This is a genomic window from Sphingomonas phyllosphaerae, from assembly GCA_036946405.1.
Lineage (GTDB): Bacteria > Pseudomonadota > Alphaproteobacteria > Sphingomonadales > Sphingomonadaceae > Sphingomonas > Sphingomonas phyllosphaerae_D.
The window spans coordinates 3,324,021-3,340,998 of sequence record JAQIJC010000001.1 but is presented as its reverse complement, the minus strand read 5'-3'; the positions used below and the strand labels follow the sequence as shown (position 1 = coordinate 3,340,998).

Sequence of the window (16,978 nt, the reverse complement as noted above, 5' to 3'; positions counted from 1 at the left end):
GCCGACTTCGGCCTTCGCCGGAGCAACGACTAACCGTTTACTGGCAGGCGAGGCACTCGTCATAGTCGGTCGTCTCGCCGATCGAGAATTTCGGCGTGGCGATCGTGTTGTCGGCCTCGACCCCGCCCGATCCCTCCGAGCCCGCGAAGCCGGCGCGCTGCACCGACTTGGAACGGAGGTAGTAGAGCGACTTGATGCCCAGTTCCCACGCGCGGAAGTGGAGCATCAGCAGGTCCCACTTTTCGACGTCGGCCGGGATGAACAGGTTCAGCGACTGCGCCTGATCAATGTACGGCGTGCGGTCGCCGGCGAGTTCGAGCAGCCAGCGCTGGTCGATCTCGAACGAGGTCTTGTAGCAGTCCTTTTCCTCCTGCGAGAGGAAGTCGAGGTGCTGCACCGAGCCGCCATGTTCGAGGATCGAGTTCCACACCGAATCGGCGTTCTTGCTCTTCTCGCTCAGCAGCTTCTCCAGATACGGGTTCTTGACCGCGAAGCTGCCCGACAGTGTCTTGTGCGTGTAGATATTGGCCGGGATCGGCTCGATGCACGCGCTGGTGCCGCCGCAGATGATCGAGATCGACGCGGTCGGCGCGATCGCCATCTTGCAGCTGAACCGCTCCATCGCGCCGACGTCGGCGGCGTCGGGGCACGGCCCACGCTCATGCGCGAGCACCATCGACGCTTCGTTCACCTGCGCGTTGATCTGCTTGAAGATGCGCAGGTTCCAGCTCTTGGCCATCGCGCCCTCAAACGGCAGCCCGCGTGCCTGAAGGAACGAGTGGAAGCCCATCACGCCCAGACCCACCGAACGTTCGCGCGCCGCGCTATAGGCCGCGCGCTCCATGCCGGGTTCGTGGCGGTCGATGTAATCCTGCAGGACGTTGTCGAGGAAGCGCATTACGTCCTCGACGAAGCCCTTCTCGTCCTTCCACTGGTCCCACGTCTCGAGATTGAGCGACGACAGGCAGCAGACCGCGGTACGGTCGTTGCCGAGGTGGTCGGTGCCGGTCGGCAGCGTGATCTCGCTGCACAGGTTCGAGGTCGACACCTTCAGCCCCAGCTCGCGGTGATGCTTGGGCATCGTCGAGTTCACATGGTCGGCGAAGACGATGTACGGCTCGCCGGTCGCGAGGCGGGTCTCGACCAGCTTCTGGAACAGCGCGCGCGCGTCGACGGTCGCGCGGACCGAGCCGTCCTTGGGCGACTTGAGCTGCCATTCGGCGCCATCGCGCACCGCTGCCATGAAGGCGTCGGGGATCAGCACGCCGTGGTGGAGGTTGAGCGCCTTACGGTTGAAGTCGCCCGAAGGTTTGCGGATCTCGAGGAATTCCTCGATCTCGGGATGCGAGATGTCGAGATAGCAGGCCGCCGAGCCGCGGCGCAGCGAACCCTGCGAGATCGCGAGCGTCAGCGAGTCCATGACGCGGACGAATGGGATGATGCCGCTGGTCTTGCCGTTGAGTCCGACCGGCTCGCCGATCCCGCGGACGTTGCCCCAATAGGTGCCGATCCCGCCGCCGCGCGAGGCAAGCCAGACATTCTCGTTCCACGTCTTGACGATGCCGTCGAGGCTGTCGGGGACCGAGTTAAGATAGCAGGAGATCGGCAAGCCGCGCCCGGTGCCGCCGTTTGACAGAACGGGCGTTGCCGGCATGAACCACAGCTTTGAGATATAGTCGTAGAGCCGCTGTGCATGCGCCTGATCGTCGGCATAGGCGCTGGCGACGCGGACGAAGAGGTCTTGGTAGCTTTCGCCGGGGAGCAGGTAGCGATCCTTGAGCGTCTCCTTGCCGAAGTCGGTCAGCAGCGCGTCGCGGCCGTGATCGACATCGAGCGGGAAGGGCGCGGTGCGCGCGCCGTGCCTGGCGATCGTCTGGTCGGTTGCCGTCGCCTCCGCGGTTGCCGTAGCCGTCATCGCTTCGATCATGTCGGCGCTCATCGCCTCGGCGTCCGTGGTCGTGAAGTTCATGGTCTCGCGTCCCGCCTGTCGTTGGTGCGATCCTTTCGGATCGGCTCATCGAAATGTCCGGCCGATCGCGCCAGCGATGGTGTGCGCCCCACGCCACCTTACCACCACTAGCGGCGCGACCCAGCCTCTACCTCTACAGATTGTGGCAGATGCCGCCGCCGGGCAAGCCCCAGTTCGCGTTCTGCAAACTGGCGAAGACAGCGACGCGCGGACTTCCGCCGCTTTTCAAAAGTGCAAGCGGGACAAAATATTTTTCGTCGCATCGACGATGCCACCACCGACGCGGCGTGCTGTTGCTCCGGCCCCGCCACGCTTATAGAGCGTCGCCATGACGACCGTGATCCGTACCGCCGACCTGATCGAGAGCGTCGCCGACGCGCTCCAGTTCATCAGTTACTATCACCCGATGGATTATATCCGCGCGCTGGGCACCGCCTACGAGGCCGAGCAATCGCCCGCCGCCAAGGATGCGATAGCGCAGATCCTGACCAACAGCCGGATGTGCGCGGAGGGGCATCGCCCGATCTGCCAGGACACCGGCATCGTCAACGTGTTCGTCAAATGGGGCATGGACTGCCGGCTCGACGACAACAGCCGCTCGATGCAGGAGGTCGTCGACGAGGGGGTGCGCCGCGCCTACCTGCACCCGGAGAACAAGCTGCGCGCCTCGGTGCTCGCCGATCCGGCGTTCACGCGCCGCAACACCAAGGACAATACGCCGTGCGTGCTGCACGTCGAGATGGTGCCGGGCAGCACCGTCTCGGTCGACGTAGCGGCGAAGGGCGGCGGCAGCGAGAACAAGTCGAAGTTCAAGATGATGAACCCTAGCGACTCGATCGTCGACTGGGTGGTCGAGATGCTGCCGCAGATGGGCGCGGGCTGGTGCCCGCCGGGGATGCTCGGCATCGGCATCGGCGGCACCGCCGAGCATTGCGTGCTGCTCGCCAAGCAGGCGTTGATGGAGCCGATCGACATGGGGCCGCTCAAGGCGCGCGGGCCGCGCAACGACATCGAGGCGCTGCGCATCGAGATCTTCGACAAGGTCAACGCGCTTGGCATCGGCGCGCAGGGGCTGGGCGGGCTGTCGACGATCCTCGACGTCAAGATCAAGGACGCGCCGTGCCATGCCGCGGGCAAGCCGGTGGCGATGATCCCGAACTGCGCCGCGACCCGCCACGCGCATTTCACGCTCGACGGCTCGGGGCCGGCGTTCCTCGAGGCGCCGAAGCTCGCCGAATGGCCCGACGTCAACTGGACGCCCGACAAGGCCGCGATCCGCGTCGATCTCGACACGCTGACGCCGGAGGTGGTGCAGTCGTGGAAGCAGGGCGACCGGCTGCTGCTCAACGGCAAGATGCTGACCGGCCGCGACGCCGCGCACAAGCGGATCGCCGACATGCTGGCGAAGGGTGAGGAACTGCCGGTCGAGTTCAAGGGCCGCGTCATCTATTACGTCGGGCCGGTCGATCCGGTCGGCGAGGAAGTGGTGGGGCCGGCGGGTCCGACCACCGCGACGCGGATGGACAAGTTCACGCGAATGATGCTCGATCAGGGCTTGCTGGCGATGGTCGGCAAGGCCGAGCGCGGCCCGGCGGCGACCGATGCGATCCGCGACGCGAAGAGCGCCTATCTGATGGCGGTCGGCGGCGCGGCCTATCTGGTCGCGCGTGCGATCAAGGGCAGCAAGGTCGTCGGGTTCGCGGATCTCGGAATGGAGGCGATCTACGAGTTCGAGGTGTCCGACTTCCCGGTGACGGTGGCGGTGGATGCCGAGGGCAACAACGTCCACCAGCTCGCGCCGCTGGTGTGGCGCGAGAAGATTGCGCGCGAGGGTTTGCTGGTCGGGGCGTAACAAAGCCTCGTCATTGCTTCGCTCAGCTCGCAATGACGAACGGGTTTACGTCCGCGGTTTGCGCCCCCACGGTTCCTCGCGGAACCACTTGGTGATGATGTACTTCGTACCCTCCAGCACCGCCATCCCCTCGTGCAGCGTCGCGGTGTTCGGGCTGCCGTCGGGGTTCATGTTGTTCCACGCCAACAGCATCCCCTTGCGCGGCGCGACGCGCAGGCCGCCCTTGGGGAACCAGGTCGCGCCGCCTTCCTCGACATCGTTGAGGTAGATCATCGCGGTGAAGGTGCGCTGCCCGCCGTTCTCGCGCATCGCCGGCCAGTAGCTTTCGGCCTCGTGGAAATAATCGTGGTGCGCGCGGAACAGCTGGCCGGGCGCATAGCGCTGCCCCTGCATCGTCTCGCCGAGTTCGGGCGCGATGCCGAGCGAGGCGGCGATATATTGGTCGATCTGGCGGATACCGTCGGCGTTGCGGTCCATGTCGCAACTCTCGCTGGTGCGGCTGGCCGGGCCGCCGCGATCGCTGAACAACGTCGAGGGGCGGCGGTTGCCGTCGATCACCTGCACCAGCCAGTCGCAATTGGCGGCATCAAGGAAATCGGGACAGCGCCATGCCGCGACCGTATCGCTGGGCAGGCGCTGCATCCGCGGATCGGCGTCGAGCCACGCCGCCACCGCCGCGCCCTGCTGGGCGCGGACGGCGGACGGGTGGCCGGGTGGCGTGGTGGCGAGCGACATGACCGCCGGTGTGTCGCGCTCCGCCGCCACTTTCAAGCCGCTGCTACTCGAAGATGTCGTGGATCACGTCCACCACCGTGCCGTCTTCGATATCGACCAGCAGCGCATCGTCGTAATAGCGGACCCAGCGATACGGCTCCTCGGCATAGGGTAGCCGGTACGTATAGGGATCGTAGATCCAGTAACGCGGCGTGTAGAGCACCGGGGCGAGCGCGAAGCCGATATCGAAGCGACGATAGCCGCTGGTCCAGCCATAAGGCGCGTAATAGCGCGGCAGCCGGAACGCGGCGCGCCGCTCGCTCCGATAGCGGTTCCAGTCATATTGCGGTTCGCGCCGCCAGCCACGATCCCAGCGGCCATCGCGTTCCGACCGCCAGACTGCGGCGGGCGGCGGTGCGCCACGACGGTCGTACTGGCGCCGACCCGGCTCGGCGCTCCAGCTCCGGTCAGGGGCGACGCGTGCCGGGCCGCGCCAGTCGTCGCGGCGGACCTGCACGTCGCGGTCGCGCCGCCAGTTTCCGCGCGGATCGTCGGGTGCGCGGGCGCTCCGCCAGTCGCCGTTGGGGGCGGGCGGACGCGGTACGCCATCGGCGCGGGGGGCGCCCTGCTCACCACCTCGCGCCCAGCGCGGCGCGTCGCGCCGTTCGCCGCCACCCTGACGATCCCAGCGTTGCGGCGCAGCCTCCGGCGGGCGCGGCGCTTCGGCGGCCCGCGCAGGTCGTTCGGGCAACCCAGGGGGCGGCACCGGGCGTTCCGCGCGCCCACGCCGCCACTCGCCACTGTCCATGGACCGCTCGTCCCGCTGCTGCGCCAGAACCGGCGGCACCAGTGCCGTCATCGACAACAATCCCGCCACGATCGCCTTCAGCATCGCCATCCTCCGACCATCATGCCGTGCTTGTCGCACGGCAAGCGAGAACGATGACTGAACCGCGCGTGCAGCCGATTGAAAGCTATGCGCCGTCCTCGGCAAGGATCGCGCGGACGCGCTCCAGCAGCAGGCGGCGCGGATAGGGCTTGCGGATCAACCGTTCCTCACTGACGCCCTCCATATCGGACGGATCGGCATGGCCGGTGACGAACAGCACCTCGACGTGACGGTGCAGGTCGTGCACGCGCCGCGCGAACTGGATGCCGGTCATGCCGGGCATCGCGATATCGGTGACGACCAGCCGGATCGCGGGTTCGTGGAGCAGCGCCTCAAGCGCCGACTCGCCGTCCGCTGCCTCGACCACGCGGCATCCCGCCTCGCGCAGTGCCTCAACCGCGACCTGGCGGACGCGATCGTCGTCGTCGAGCACCAGCACCGTGACGCCGTTCAGCAACCCGACGGCCGGGGTGACGTGACTGTCGGAAGGCGGCGGAGTGGCTTCGCTGGCGGCACGGGGGACGAACACGCTGACCGTGGTGCCCACGCCCGGCGTGCTGTCGATCCGCACGCCGCCCCCCGATTGCTTGGCGAAGCCGAACACCTGCGCCAGCCCGAGCCCGGAGCCCTTGCCAACCTCCTTCGTGGTGAAGAACGGCTCGAACGCGCGCGCCAGTACCGCTTCGGACATGCCGGTGCCGGTATCGGCCACGGCGACGCGCACATAATCGCCGGGCGGCGGTTCCTCGGCGCGTTCGGGCCGGCCGAGCGTGGCGTTCTCGACCGACAGCACCAGCGCCCCGCCATCCGGCATCGCATCACGCGCGTTGATCGCGAGATTGAGGATGATGAGTTCCATCTGCGTCGCGTCGACCAGCGCCGGCCAGATGTTGGGCGGAGTCCGGGTTTCGATCGTGATATCGCGCCCCAGCGTGCCGCCGAGCAGATCGAGCAGGCCGGTGACGGTGCGGTTCAGGTCGACGACCTTCGCCTCCAGCCGCTGCCGCCGCGAGAAGGCGAGCAATTGGGCGGTCAGCGCGGCACCGCGTTCGGCAGCGATGCGAACATGCTCGAGCCGGGTTTCGAGCCGCGGATCGAGCAACCCACGTTTGCCCGCGGCGACGAGCGAGTCGACGTTGCCGAGGATCACCGTCAGCAGATTGTTGAAATCGTGCGCGACCCCGGAGGTAAGCTGCCCGATCGCCTCCAGCCGCTGCATCTGGTGGAGCGCTTCCTCGACGCGCTCGCGCTCGGCGATCTGCTGGGTCAGCGCGGCGGTGCGATCCGCGACACGCGCCTCCAGCCGCTCGCCGGCGAGGTGCGCGTCGGTCACGTCGATCGCGCAGGCGGTATAGCCTTGGAAAGCCTCGCCGATGAAGCGGGGGCGCGCCTCGATATGCATCCAGCGCGTCGCGCCGTCCCGCCGCAGCAACGGATGCTCGCCGCTGAGCGGGCGGGGTCGCGCGAACCATCCGGCCCTTGCCTCCAGCGCGGCCGCGCGCCGATCGGGCCGGAGCAAGTCGGTCCAGCCCCGCTCGCCGACCTGGTCGGGCGTGACGCCCAAAATCGCCTCGAAGCCGCGGTTGGCGAAGGTGACGCTGCCATGCGGGTCGGTCATCCACACCAGAGCGGGCAGGCTGTCGGCGAGCGTACGGAAACGTGCCTCGCTTTCGCGCCACGCCTCGGTCTGTAGCTTGCGTGCAGTGATATCGATGATCGTGCCGACGACGCGGACGCAGCGATCGCCATCGAAAATGCCGCGCCCGCGCACCGACAGCCAGCGGACGCCGCCGACACGCTCCTGTGCAACGCGATATTCGACGTCGAACGCGGCCCGTACCGCCGGATCGACGACCGGCGGGAAAGCCTGCTGCAATATCGGGAGATCGTCGGGTTCCACCAGCGTCTGAAACGCCTCGCGCGTCAGCGGCTGGCTGTCGGGCGCGAGCGCGTAGAGCGCCATGCCGAGCGGGGAGCAGGTGAAGCGATCATGCTGGACGTCGTAATCCCACGTCCCGATCTCCCCCGCTTCGGTCGCCTGTTCAAGCGACGCGCGACCGCGTGCCAGCGCCTCGCGTGCGCGGTGGCGGTCGGTACGGTCGATCCCTTCGATGAAGATCGCGGTGACATCGCCAGCTTCGTCGGTGATCGGCTGGCAGATGAAGTCGATCCAGAAGTCGCGCAGCACGCCCGGCGTGCTGGTCGGCAGCCGCACCGGCATATCGACCGCACGGAACGGCTCGCGGGTGCGACGAACCTCATCGAGCCGCTCGATGAAGCCGGCTTCCGCCACCTCCGGCAAGGCATCGGCATACCGTCGCCCGACCAACGTGCGCCCGCCGCTCATCCGCTGATAGGTCGCGTTGGCGAGTTCGATCATATAGTCCGGCCCGCGAAGCACCGCGATGAAGCCGGGTGCCTGATCGAACATCTGGCGAAGACGCTCACGTTCGCGCGTCGCGGTCTCGACGATGCGCACCCGTTCGGTGATGTCCGATACCACCCCCAACACCCCGCCGACCGTGCCGTCGTCCTGCATCACCGCGGACAGCGACATGTCGAAATGAACGGTGGTCGGCTGTCCGTCGGCGAGCAGGTCGAAGCGATGATTGCCGACCGTCATCGTCCGTCCGGTCGAGAACACGTCGTCGACCATCGGCGACACCACGTCCCAGCCGCGATGCCAGCGCTTGTCGGCGGGCTGTCCCAGCGCGGCCGGGTGCCGCTCGTGCAGCAGCGCGGCGTAAGCCTCGTTGTAGAAGACGCGACGCTCGGCACCCCAGATCAACAACACCTGTGCGCCCGCCGGCAACAGCAATTCCAGCGCATCGCGCAACGCCGCCGGCCACGTCTCGATGGGGCCGAGCGAGGTGGCCGACCAGTCCGTCGCGCGAAGCAGCTTCCCAATTTCTCCGCCCCGCGCAAAGGGTTGCCGGGAATCATCCGCGCGGGAAGAGGGAGGCATCATCCTGACTGATGTAGCTTAGCGGATGCACCGCGAACAGTTGGCAAAGTCGGCATGGCACCGGTATTCGAGCGACATGAACCCAGCCTTCCGCTCGCTGCATCGCCACGGGATGGTGCGTGTCGCCGCCGCCACCCCGCTCGCCACCGTCGGGGACGTCGCGGCCAATGCCGAAGCGGCGATCACGGTCGCGCGGACAGCGGATGCGGCGGGGGTCGATCTGGTCGTCTATCCCGAACTGAACCTGAGCAGCTATGCGATCGACGACCTGCACCTGCAATCGGCCCTGCAGCGCGCGACCCGCGCGGCGATCGCGGCCGTGATGGCGGCGAGTGTCGATCTGCGCCCGGTGCTGCTGGTCGGCGCGGCGCTGGAGCGCGGCGGGCGGCTCTATAATTGTGCGCTCGCGATCGCGCGCGGGCGGGTGCTGGGGGTGGTGCCGAAGACCTTCCTGCCCAATTATCGCGAATATTACGAGAAGCGCTGGTTCGCGAGCGGGGCGGGGCTGACCGGGTTGACGATCGCGATCGACGGTGAGGAGGTGCCGTTCGGGACCGACCTGATCTTCGCTGCCGACGATCTGCCGAACTTCACGGTTCATGCCGAGATTTGTGAGGATTATTGGTCGCCGACCCCGCCCTCGACGATGGGGGCGCTGGCGGGGGCGCTGATCTGCGTCAATCTGTCGGCATCGAACGTCGTGATCGGCAAGTCGCGTGAGCGGATGATGTTGTCGGCATCGCAATCGGCGCGCGCGATGTGCGCGTATGTCTATTCCGCCGCGGGGCCGGGCGAGAGTACGACCGATCTGGCGTGGGACGGGCAGGGCAGCGTCCATGAACTGGGCGAGTTGCTGGCGACCTCCGAGCGGTTCGCGCACGAGCCGGGGCTGACGATCGCCGACGTCGATACCGAGCGGCTTGTGCAGGAGCGATTGCGCAACGGCACCTTCAACGACGCCGCCGCCGTCGCCGGGCATCCCGAGACGCGTTTTCGTCGCATCGGCTTCCAGCATCGGCCTGATTTCGCCGACGTCGGCCTGAAGCGCGAGATTCGCCGCTTTCCGTTCGTGCCCAATACGCCCGACAAGCTCGACGAGGATTGCTACGAGGCCTTCAACATCCAGGTCGAGGGGATCGCGAAGCGATTGGTCGCCGCGCGCGCGCAGCGGCTGGTGATCGGCGTGTCGGGCGGGCTCGACAGCACGCACGCCTTGATCGTCGCCGCCAAGGCGCTCGACCGGCTAGGACGACCGCGCAGCGACATCCTCGGCATCACGATGCCCGGCTTCGCGACAAGCGAGGGGACGAAGGGCAATGCGTGGAAGCTGATGCGCACGCTGGGGATCACCGCCGAGGAGATCGACATCCGCCCGGCGGCGACGCGGATGCTGGAAGATATGGGGCATCCGTTCGGGCGCGGCGAGCCGGTCTATGACGTGACGTTCGAAAACGTCCAGGCCGGGCTGCGCACCGATTATCTGTTCCGCATCGCCAACCAGCGCGATGGGCTGGTGGTCGGCACCGGCGATCTGTCGGAGCTGGCGCTCGGCTGGTGCACCTACGGGGTCGGCGACCAGATGAGCCATTATGCGGTCAATGCCGGCGTGCCGAAAACGCTGATCCAGTTCCTGATCCGCTGGGCGATCGGCACCGACCAATATGATCGCGACACCGATGCGGTACTGGAGGCGATTCTGGGGCAGGAAATCAGCCCCGAACTGGTTCCCGGCGAGGCGTTGCAGAGCACCGAGAGCAAGATCGGGCCGTATCCGCTCAACGACTTCTTCGCACATTATCTGATCCGCCATGGCCTTGCGCCGTCGAAGGTCGCGTTCCTCGCCTGGCACGCATGGCACGATGCATCCGCCGGCCGCTGGCCGCTCGGCTATCCGGAAAATGCACGCACCGCTTACGATCTGGCGACGATCATGCACTGGCTGGAGCGCTTCCTGATCCGCTTCTTCCAGACCAGCCAGTTCAAGCGCTCGGCGATCCCGAACGGGCCGAAAGTGTCGGCGGGCGGCGCGCTGTCGCCACGCGGCGACTGGCGTGCGCCGTCGGACGGAACCGCGGCGGCATGGCTGGCCGAGCTGAAGGCAAACGGGCCGGGCGTTTAGAGCGGCTCCGATAGTCCTCGTCACCCCGGACTTGATCCGGGATCCCGCTGCTTTTCGGCGATCCGGGCAAGAAGAAGCGGGGCCCCCCTGAGTTCACAAACGAAGTGCAACACCTGAAACAGGTGCGGCCATGTCGACCTATCGCCAGCTATCGCTTGAGGAACGGTGTTCGATTGCCCGGCTTCATGAAGCCGGGCAATTGATCCGGAAAATCGCTGCAGCTCTGGATCGCGAGCCGTCGACCGTCTCGCGTGAGTTGAAGCGCAATGCCGGTGCCAGGATCGGATACCGCCCCGGCTATGCGCGGGCGCAGGCCGAGGCTCGCCGCTGGCATGGCTGCCGGCTGGAGCGCGAGGACGCGCTGCGTGAAAACATCCTCGACCGTCTCGCCGCCGGCTGGTCGCCCGAGCAGGTTTCAGGCCGCCTCGCCCGCGAGGCCGGCCACCGGATCATCAGCCACGAGACGATCTACCGCTTCGTCCATGCCCAGCTCAAGCGCACCAACGACCGGCGGTGGCGGCATTATCTGCCGCGCGCCAAGTACAAGCGGGGCTGGCGCACCAAAGGCGGATGGCCGCGCCGAACCGGCCCCTCGATCCACGATCGGCCGCCGCATGTCGCCACCCGCCAGGAACCCGGGCATTGGGAGGCAGACGCCATGCTCTTCTCCAAGCCCGGACATGCGGTGATCATCGCACACGAACGCACGTCGCGGCTCACCATCGCGGTGCGTCAGGACAGCCTCAAGGCCGATCCCGTCGCCGCCGCGCTCGTGCGGATGCTGCGCGCGGTCCCGCCGCGCGCACGACGATCCATTACCTTCGATAACGGCTCGGAATTCGCCCGCTACCCACAGATCGAACGCCAGCTCGGGCTCGATACCTGGTTCTGCGATCCCCGCTCGCCGTGGCAAAAGGGCGGCGTCGAGAACGCCATCGGACGACTCCGCCGCGACATCCCCCGCAAAACCGATCGCCACGGCTTGTCACAGCAAACGCTCGGCGCCATCCTTGCCAGACACAACCATACACCAAGAAAATGCCTCGGCTTCCAAACCCCAGCCGAGGCCTTCTTCCCGTTGCACTTCGATTGTGAATCCACACCCGGATCAAGTCCGGGGCGACGGGGAAGGGATCGGGGCGGTGACCCCGAGCTTCGCCCGCAGGCTTCCCTTCCTTACAAGCGGGTCGTAAAAGGCGCCATGCTACAGGCAAGCCCGGGTTTCTCGCTCTCCACGCGTCCGGCGGCGCTCGCGCGCTGGCTCTACTGGGTCGCGGCGCTGATCGTGGCGATGGTGGTGATCGGCGGGATCACGCGTCTGACCGAATCCGGGCTGTCGATCACGCAGTGGAAGCCGATCAGCGGCGTCGTCCCGCCGCTGACGCAGGCGCAATGGCAGGCCGAGTTCGCCAATTACCAGCGCATCCCCGAATATCAGCAGCTCAACCGCGGCATGACGCTCGACGGGTTCAAGGCGATCTTCTTCTGGGAGTATCTGCACCGGCTGCTCGGGCGCGTGATCGGGCTGGCCTTTGCGCTGCCGCTCCTGTGGTTCGCGGTTAAGCGGCAGATCCCGCGCGGCTATGGCTGGCGGTTGACGGCGCTGCTGGCGCTCGGCGGGTTGCAGGGGGCGATCGGCTGGTGGATGGTCGCCTCGGGTCTTTCGGTGCGCACCGACGTCAGCCACCTGCGGCTCGCGACTCATCTCGGCACCGCTCTGTTCATCCTCGGCGGCATCATCTGGACCGCGCGCGACCTGAGCGCGCTTGCCGCCAATCCGCTCGCGCGCCCGGCGGCGCTGCGCACCGGCCCGGCGCTGGTGATCGCGGCGCTGGCGGTGCAGATCACGCTCGGCGCGCTGACCGCCGGGCTCGACGCCGGTTATGCCTTTTCGAGCTGGCCGCTGATGGGCGACGCGTGGTTCCCCGCCAACGCGCCGATGCTGGCGCCGGTGTGGAGCAATGCGATCGACAATCCGGTTGTCGTGCAGTTTCTCCACCGCTGGATCGCATTCGTCGCGGCCGGGGCGCTGGTGTGGCTGGCATATCAAGCGCGCAAGATGCGGGCGGACCGGATCGCGGCGGCGCTGACGCTGCTGGTCGTGGTGCAGATCGCGCTCGGCATTGCGACACTGCTCACGGGGGTCGAGATCATGGTCGCGGTGGCGCATCAGGCGAATGCCGCGCTGCTGCTGATCGCGACGGTCGTGGCCGCGCATGCGGTCAGCCGCCGCCGGGCTTAGCAGCTGGCGACGACGCTGCTGGTATCAGAATACCCGTCAGCAAACCCGCGGAAACCTTGACAGGATCGTCACCGCGCGGCATTGCGCCGCCATCGACGCGTGCACCCGGCGGGGTGGCGCGTTTTTTCTCTTTCGACGCGAAATGAAGGTCACCAGGCACCATGAAGGCGCTGATGAAGACCACCAAGGCGGCCAAGCCGCACGAGGTGGAAAAGAAGTGGCACATCGTCGACGCCACCGACCTCGTGGTCGGTCGTGCGGCGGTGGTGATCGCCAACGTGCTGCGCGGCAAGCACAAGACCAGCTTCACCCCGCACGTCGATTGCGGTGACAATGTCATCGTCATCAACGCGGACAAGGTGCGGTTCACCGGCAACAAGCTGACCGACAAGGTCTATTACAAGCACACCGGTTATGCCGGCGGCATCAAGGGCATCACGCCCGCCAAGGTGCTGGAGGGCAAGTTCCCCGAGCGTGTGCTGGAAAAGGCCGTCGAGCGCATGATCCCGCGCGGTCCGCTGGGCCGTCAGCAGATGCGCAACCTGCGCATCTTCGCGGGCGCCGAGCACCCGCACGAAGCGCAGAACCCGGAAGTCCTCGATATCGCGGCGATGAGCCGCAAGAACAAGGTGGGCGCATAATGTCCGACAACCGCCAGTCCCTTTCCGATCTGGGTGCGGCGCTCCAGCAGCAGCAGCAGACCGCGGTCGAGCAGGCCGACAACACCGCCGAGGCGTATCTGGCCGGCGACGTGCAGGAGCCGGTGCAGCGCGCCCCGCTGCGCGCGCAGGAGATTGACAAGTACGGCCGTGCCTATGCGACCGGCCGTCGTAAGGACGCCGTCGCGCGCGTCTGGCTGAAGCCGGGCTCGGGCAAGATCACGATCAACGGTCGCGATCAGGAAGTCTACTTCGCGCGTCCGACGCTGCGTCTCGTCATCAACCAGGTGTTCGGCATCACCGAGCGCGAAGGCCAGTATGACGTGATCTGCACCGTCAAGGGTGGTGGCCTGTCGGGTCAGGCCGGTGCGGTGAAGCACGGCATCAGCCAGGCGATCACCCGCTACGAGCCGGCGCTGCGCGCTCCGGTGAAGGCGGCAGGCTTCCTGACGCGCGATCCGCGCGTCGTCGAGCGTAAGAAGTACGGCCGCGCCAAGGCACGTCGTAGCTTCCAGTTCTCGAAGCGCTAAGATCAGGCGGATGGTGCCGGCTCGATCGGCATCGCTCGACGATCTGGCTTGCCAGCGATGGTACGAAGAGGCGGTCCGGCAACGGGCCGCCCTTTTCGTGTGAAATCGAGCCGGTGTGTCAGGAGGGATGACGAGCATGACGGGCATAAGCGTGTCATGATGTCGTTGTCATTCTTCCCTATGTTTACGTCATGACGCTGACGAATCTGCTCGTGCCGACCTACCGACAGATGCTGGAAACGCTGGCCGGCTTGCTGGACAAGGCGCAGAAGCACTCGCCGGATCACGCGGAAAGCTTGCTGACGGCGCGCCTTGCCGAGGATATGTTGCCGCTTGCTGCGCAGGTTCGCTTCGCGGCTTTTCAGGCGCAGGAGGCCGTCTTTCGATTGCGCGGCCAACCCGTTCCAGAGTGGCTGAATGCGATTGCCGCGGAGGGACGGAGCGCCGGTGAGGCCGCCGGGACCATGGCAGATGCCCACGCTCGCCTTGACGACGCGCTATCGTTTTTGGCGGACGTGTCGGAGAAGGCGTTGGATGCTGGCGCGGACCTCATGGTCACGATCGAACTGCCGGGCGGCCTGACGTTCGACATGACCGGTGAACAATATGCGCGCGACTGGGCGTTGCCGCAATTCTACTTCCACGTCATCACCGCTTATGCGATCCTCCGCCATACCGGCGTGACGATCGGCAAGGCGGATTATGTGCCGCACATGTTCGCGTACTTGCGGCCGGGCACAACTTCCGCAGGCTAGGCGCAAGCCTGTCGCCGGTGCTGTCCTCCGAAGGAAGATCGTAGACCGGGTCCGGCTACGCTGCGTCGTTCTGCGCCACGAACGCGCGCAACCGGTCGGCCATATCCTGCAGAGTCACTTGGCCGATGTCGTCTGCCGCGCCATTCGAGGTGCGCAGCAGGTCGGCGATCGCGAGCTGGATCTGCGTTATATGGTCGATGCGCTGAAGGCTGGCCATGTGCCGGCGCAATGTCGCGCCGTCGCTGCCTAGGTCGTAGGCGAGATCCGCCAACATGCTCGACGCGAGCACCAGCTCGGCGGCGAGCGCCTGCGCCAGCGGGCGCGGCACGCCGCCGGCCGGCACCTCCCCCTCCGGCGAGGGCAGCGCCGCCGCAGCGGTCATTTCGAGCACATCTTCATGACGCCGGCGACCAGCGCGTCGCTGGCGACCGGCTGCGACACCATCCCGCGCGTCAGCGTGTAGCCACCGCCGCTTTCCGCCGGCGCGAAGGCATAGCCGCCCGCCGCGTTGAGCGCGCGCAAGCCGCCGGCGCCATCCTCGTTGGCGTCGAGCAACAGCACACCGACCGCGTTCGCCGCCGCCGCCTTCGCCGCGGAGGCGAACAGCAGCGAGATCGACGGACGCTCGCCCGCGACCGGATCCTTGGCGAGCAGGCGCAGCGTGCCGTTCGGCCAGCTATCGATCACCAGATGCGCGTCGCCGTGCGGGGCAAGGTAGATCGTGCCCTGTTCAGGCTTCATCCCGTCGGTGGCGACCACCACCTTGGCCGCGCATTGCTCGGCGAGCTTCTCGGCCATGCTCTCGACCATGCCCGGTCCGAGATGCTGGACGACGACGGTCGGCGGGCAATTGGCGGGGAATCCCGCGAACAGGTCGAAGATCGACTTGGTGTTCGACGCATCGCCGCCGACCAGCAGCAGACGTCCGTTCCAGTCGATCGGCGGGGATTTGGCGGACTTGGGCGCGCTCTTCGGCTTCAGGTCAGCCTTCTTGGCGGCTTTGAGGCGCTTGGCGAGCTTGGCGATGATCGCATCCAGCTCGGCTGGCGCGGCGACGCGCGGCTTGGGGAAACAGTCGATCGCACCAAGCCGCAGCGCCTCGATCGATTCCGCCGCACCGTCCTGCGTGCGGGTCGAGAACATGATGACCGGCATCGGCTTGGTGTCCATGATCTCGGCGAGATAATCGAGGCCGCTCATCCCCGGCATCTCGACGTCGAGCGTCATCACGTCGGGGCGGGTGCTCTCCACCAGCCCGCGCGCTTCCGCCGCGCCATCGGCCATGCCGACCACTTCCACGCCCGGGATCCGCTCGAGCGCACCCGAGATCAGCGCGCGCATGGTCAACGAGTCGTCGACCACCAATACCTTCGTTCCAGCCATGACCCAGTCCTACCTTACGCGCATTAACTATTCGTTTTCAGGCGGCATCCGCCATCGCAGCCCGCTCCACCAGCCGCTCGAGCGCGAGCACGAGGATCAGCCGCTGATCGATCGTCGCGAGGCCGTCGAGGAATTGTTGGGCGGCGGTGTCGCCCATGTCGGGGAGCGGTTGCATGTCCTCGGTCTGGACCGTGACGATATCGTTGACCGCGTCGACGATAATGCCCTGTAATTGCTCGCCGATCCGCACGACGATGATGACGTGGCGCGCAGTCGGGTCGGTCATGCCCCAGCCGAGCCGGTGACGCAGATCGAGCACCGGGAGCACAACACCACGCAAATTTACCACCCCGCGGACGTGGCTGGGCACGTTCGGGAGCGGGGTTGCGGGCGACCAGGCGCGGATTTCGCGGATCGCCATGATGTCGACGCCCAGATACTGATCGCCGAGCTGGAAGGTGATGAGCTGACGGGACATGGGGTTCGTTCCTTGTGACATCAGTGCAGCACGCGCCGGATCGCGGCGGCGAGCTTTTCGGGGTGGAAGGGCTTGACGATCCAGCCGGTGGCGCCGGCCTGACGCGCGCGCTGCTTCTTCTCGTCGGAGCTTTCGGTGGTCAGCACCAGGATCGGCAGCGTGCGGCGGCCGTCGGCGCGCACGTTCTCGATCAGCCCGAACCCGTCCATGCGCGGCATGTTGATGTCGGTGATGAGCAGGTCGGGCTCGTCCTCCTCGTCGAAGCTGGCGAGCGTTTCCAGCGCATGGACGCCGTCCTCGGCCTCGACGACGTGATAGCCGAGGTCGGTCAGCGCGGCGCGCAACAGCATTCTCATGCTGGGCGAGTCATCCACGGTCATGATCGTCTTGGTCACGGGTAACGGCTCCTGGGCAGAATTCGGG

Annotated in this window: 15 protein-coding genes and 1 pseudogene; 7 read left to right on the top strand and 9 right to left on the bottom strand. The window is 66.8% G+C overall.

The genetic code is table 11. The annotated features are described in order from the left end of the window. Nucleotides 1-37: 37 nt before the first annotated feature. A complete protein-coding gene (locus tag PGN12_15570) occupies nucleotides 38-1,969 on the bottom strand; it encodes a ribonucleoside-diphosphate reductase subunit alpha (GenBank protein ID MEH3105304.1) in 1,932 nt (643 codons plus the stop codon). A 328-nt stretch (nucleotides 1,970-2,297) separates the two neighbouring features. Here PGN12_15570 and PGN12_15565 point away from each other — a divergent pair, with 328 nt between their 5' ends. Next, on the top strand, nucleotides 2,298-3,821 hold the full coding sequence (locus PGN12_15565) for a fumarate hydratase (GenBank protein ID MEH3105303.1): 1,524 nt from the start codon (nucleotides 2,298-2,300) through the stop codon (nucleotides 3,819-3,821). 45 nt (nucleotides 3,822-3,866) lie between these two features. Here PGN12_15565 and PGN12_15560 read toward each other — a convergent pair whose 3' ends face one another. The 3 genes from PGN12_15560 to PGN12_15550 all read right to left on the bottom strand — a co-directional run bounded on the left by PGN12_15560 (nucleotide 3,867) and on the right by PGN12_15550 (nucleotide 8,260). Beyond that, nucleotides 3,867-4,556, bottom strand: a complete 690-nt coding sequence (locus tag PGN12_15560) for a 2OG-Fe(II) oxygenase (GenBank protein ID MEH3105302.1) — start codon at nucleotides 4,554-4,556, stop codon at nucleotides 3,867-3,869. A 43-nt stretch (nucleotides 4,557-4,599) separates the two neighbouring features. After that, on the bottom strand, nucleotides 4,600-5,427 hold the full coding sequence (locus PGN12_15555; GenBank protein MEH3105301.1) for an RcnB family protein: 828 nt from the start codon (nucleotides 5,425-5,427) through the stop codon (nucleotides 4,600-4,602). A gap of 82 nt (nucleotides 5,428-5,509) precedes the next feature. Next, nucleotides 5,510-8,260, bottom strand: a complete 2,751-nt coding sequence (locus PGN12_15550; protein ID MEH3105300.1) for a PAS domain S-box protein — start codon at nucleotides 8,258-8,260, stop codon at nucleotides 5,510-5,512. 205 nt (nucleotides 8,261-8,465) lie between these two features. Between PGN12_15550 and PGN12_15545 the strand changes: the two genes are divergently transcribed. The 3 genes and pseudogenes from PGN12_15545 to PGN12_15535 all read left to right on the top strand — a co-directional run bounded on the left by PGN12_15545 (nucleotide 8,466) and on the right by PGN12_15535 (nucleotide 12,750). After that, nucleotides 8,466-10,508, top strand: a complete 2,043-nt coding sequence (locus PGN12_15545) for an NAD(+) synthase (protein ID MEH3105299.1) — start codon at nucleotides 8,466-8,468, stop codon at nucleotides 10,506-10,508. A 130-nt stretch (nucleotides 10,509-10,638) separates the two neighbouring features. Next, nucleotides 10,639-11,535: pseudogene (locus PGN12_15540) on the top strand (IS30 family transposase). A gap of 174 nt (nucleotides 11,536-11,709) precedes the next feature. Then, nucleotides 11,710-12,750 (top strand): COX15/CtaA family protein, encoded by a 1,041-nt coding sequence (locus PGN12_15535; GenBank protein ID MEH3105298.1) that lies wholly within the window; start codon nucleotides 11,710-11,712, stop codon nucleotides 12,748-12,750. Here PGN12_15535 and PGN12_15530 read toward each other — a convergent pair. After that, nucleotides 12,731-12,937, bottom strand: coding sequence for a hypothetical protein (locus tag PGN12_15530; protein ID MEH3105297.1), 207 nt, complete (start codon nucleotides 12,935-12,937; stop codon nucleotides 12,731-12,733). The genes PGN12_15535 and PGN12_15530 overlap by 20 nt on opposite strands. Between PGN12_15530 and rplM the strand changes: the two genes are divergently transcribed. The 3 genes from rplM to PGN12_15515 all read left to right on the top strand — a co-directional run bounded on the left by rplM (nucleotide 12,912) and on the right by PGN12_15515 (nucleotide 14,694). Further along, complete coding sequence (gene rplM / locus PGN12_15525) at nucleotides 12,912-13,391, top strand: 50S ribosomal protein L13 (protein ID MEH3105296.1); 480 nt, start codon at nucleotides 12,912-12,914, stop codon at nucleotides 13,389-13,391. The two genes, PGN12_15530 and rplM, sit on opposite strands and share 26 nt — an antisense overlap. Next, nucleotides 13,391-13,939 (top strand): 30S ribosomal protein S9, encoded by a 549-nt coding sequence (gene rpsI, locus PGN12_15520; protein ID MEH3105295.1) that lies wholly within the window; start codon nucleotides 13,391-13,393, stop codon nucleotides 13,937-13,939. The genes rplM and rpsI overlap by 1 nt, the downstream gene beginning before the upstream one ends. A gap of 191 nt (nucleotides 13,940-14,130) precedes the next feature. Continuing rightward, a complete protein-coding gene (locus tag PGN12_15515) occupies nucleotides 14,131-14,694 on the top strand; it encodes a DUF1993 domain-containing protein (protein ID MEH3105294.1) in 564 nt (187 codons plus the stop codon). A 55-nt stretch (nucleotides 14,695-14,749) separates the two neighbouring features. Here PGN12_15515 and PGN12_15510 read toward each other — a convergent pair whose 3' ends face one another. From PGN12_15510 to PGN12_15495, 4 genes are read right to left on the bottom strand one after another with little or no spacing between them, the layout of a single operon-like run. Continuing rightward, nucleotides 14,750-15,076: a hypothetical protein gene (locus tag PGN12_15510; GenBank protein MEH3105293.1), complete on the bottom strand. Its 327-nt coding sequence runs from the start codon at nucleotides 15,074-15,076 to the stop codon at nucleotides 14,750-14,752. Next, nucleotides 15,073-16,077, bottom strand: coding sequence for a response regulator (locus tag PGN12_15505; protein MEH3105292.1), 1,005 nt, complete (start codon nucleotides 16,075-16,077; stop codon nucleotides 15,073-15,075). The genes PGN12_15510 and PGN12_15505 overlap by 4 nt, the downstream gene beginning before the upstream one ends. A gap of 37 nt (nucleotides 16,078-16,114) precedes the next feature. Further along, nucleotides 16,115-16,555: a chemotaxis protein CheW gene (locus tag PGN12_15500; protein ID MEH3105291.1), complete on the bottom strand. Its 441-nt coding sequence runs from the start codon at nucleotides 16,553-16,555 to the stop codon at nucleotides 16,115-16,117. A gap of 20 nt (nucleotides 16,556-16,575) precedes the next feature. Beyond that, nucleotides 16,576-16,950 (bottom strand): response regulator, encoded by a 375-nt coding sequence (locus PGN12_15495; protein ID MEH3105290.1) that lies wholly within the window; start codon nucleotides 16,948-16,950, stop codon nucleotides 16,576-16,578. Nucleotides 16,951-16,978: the final 28 nt, after the last annotated feature.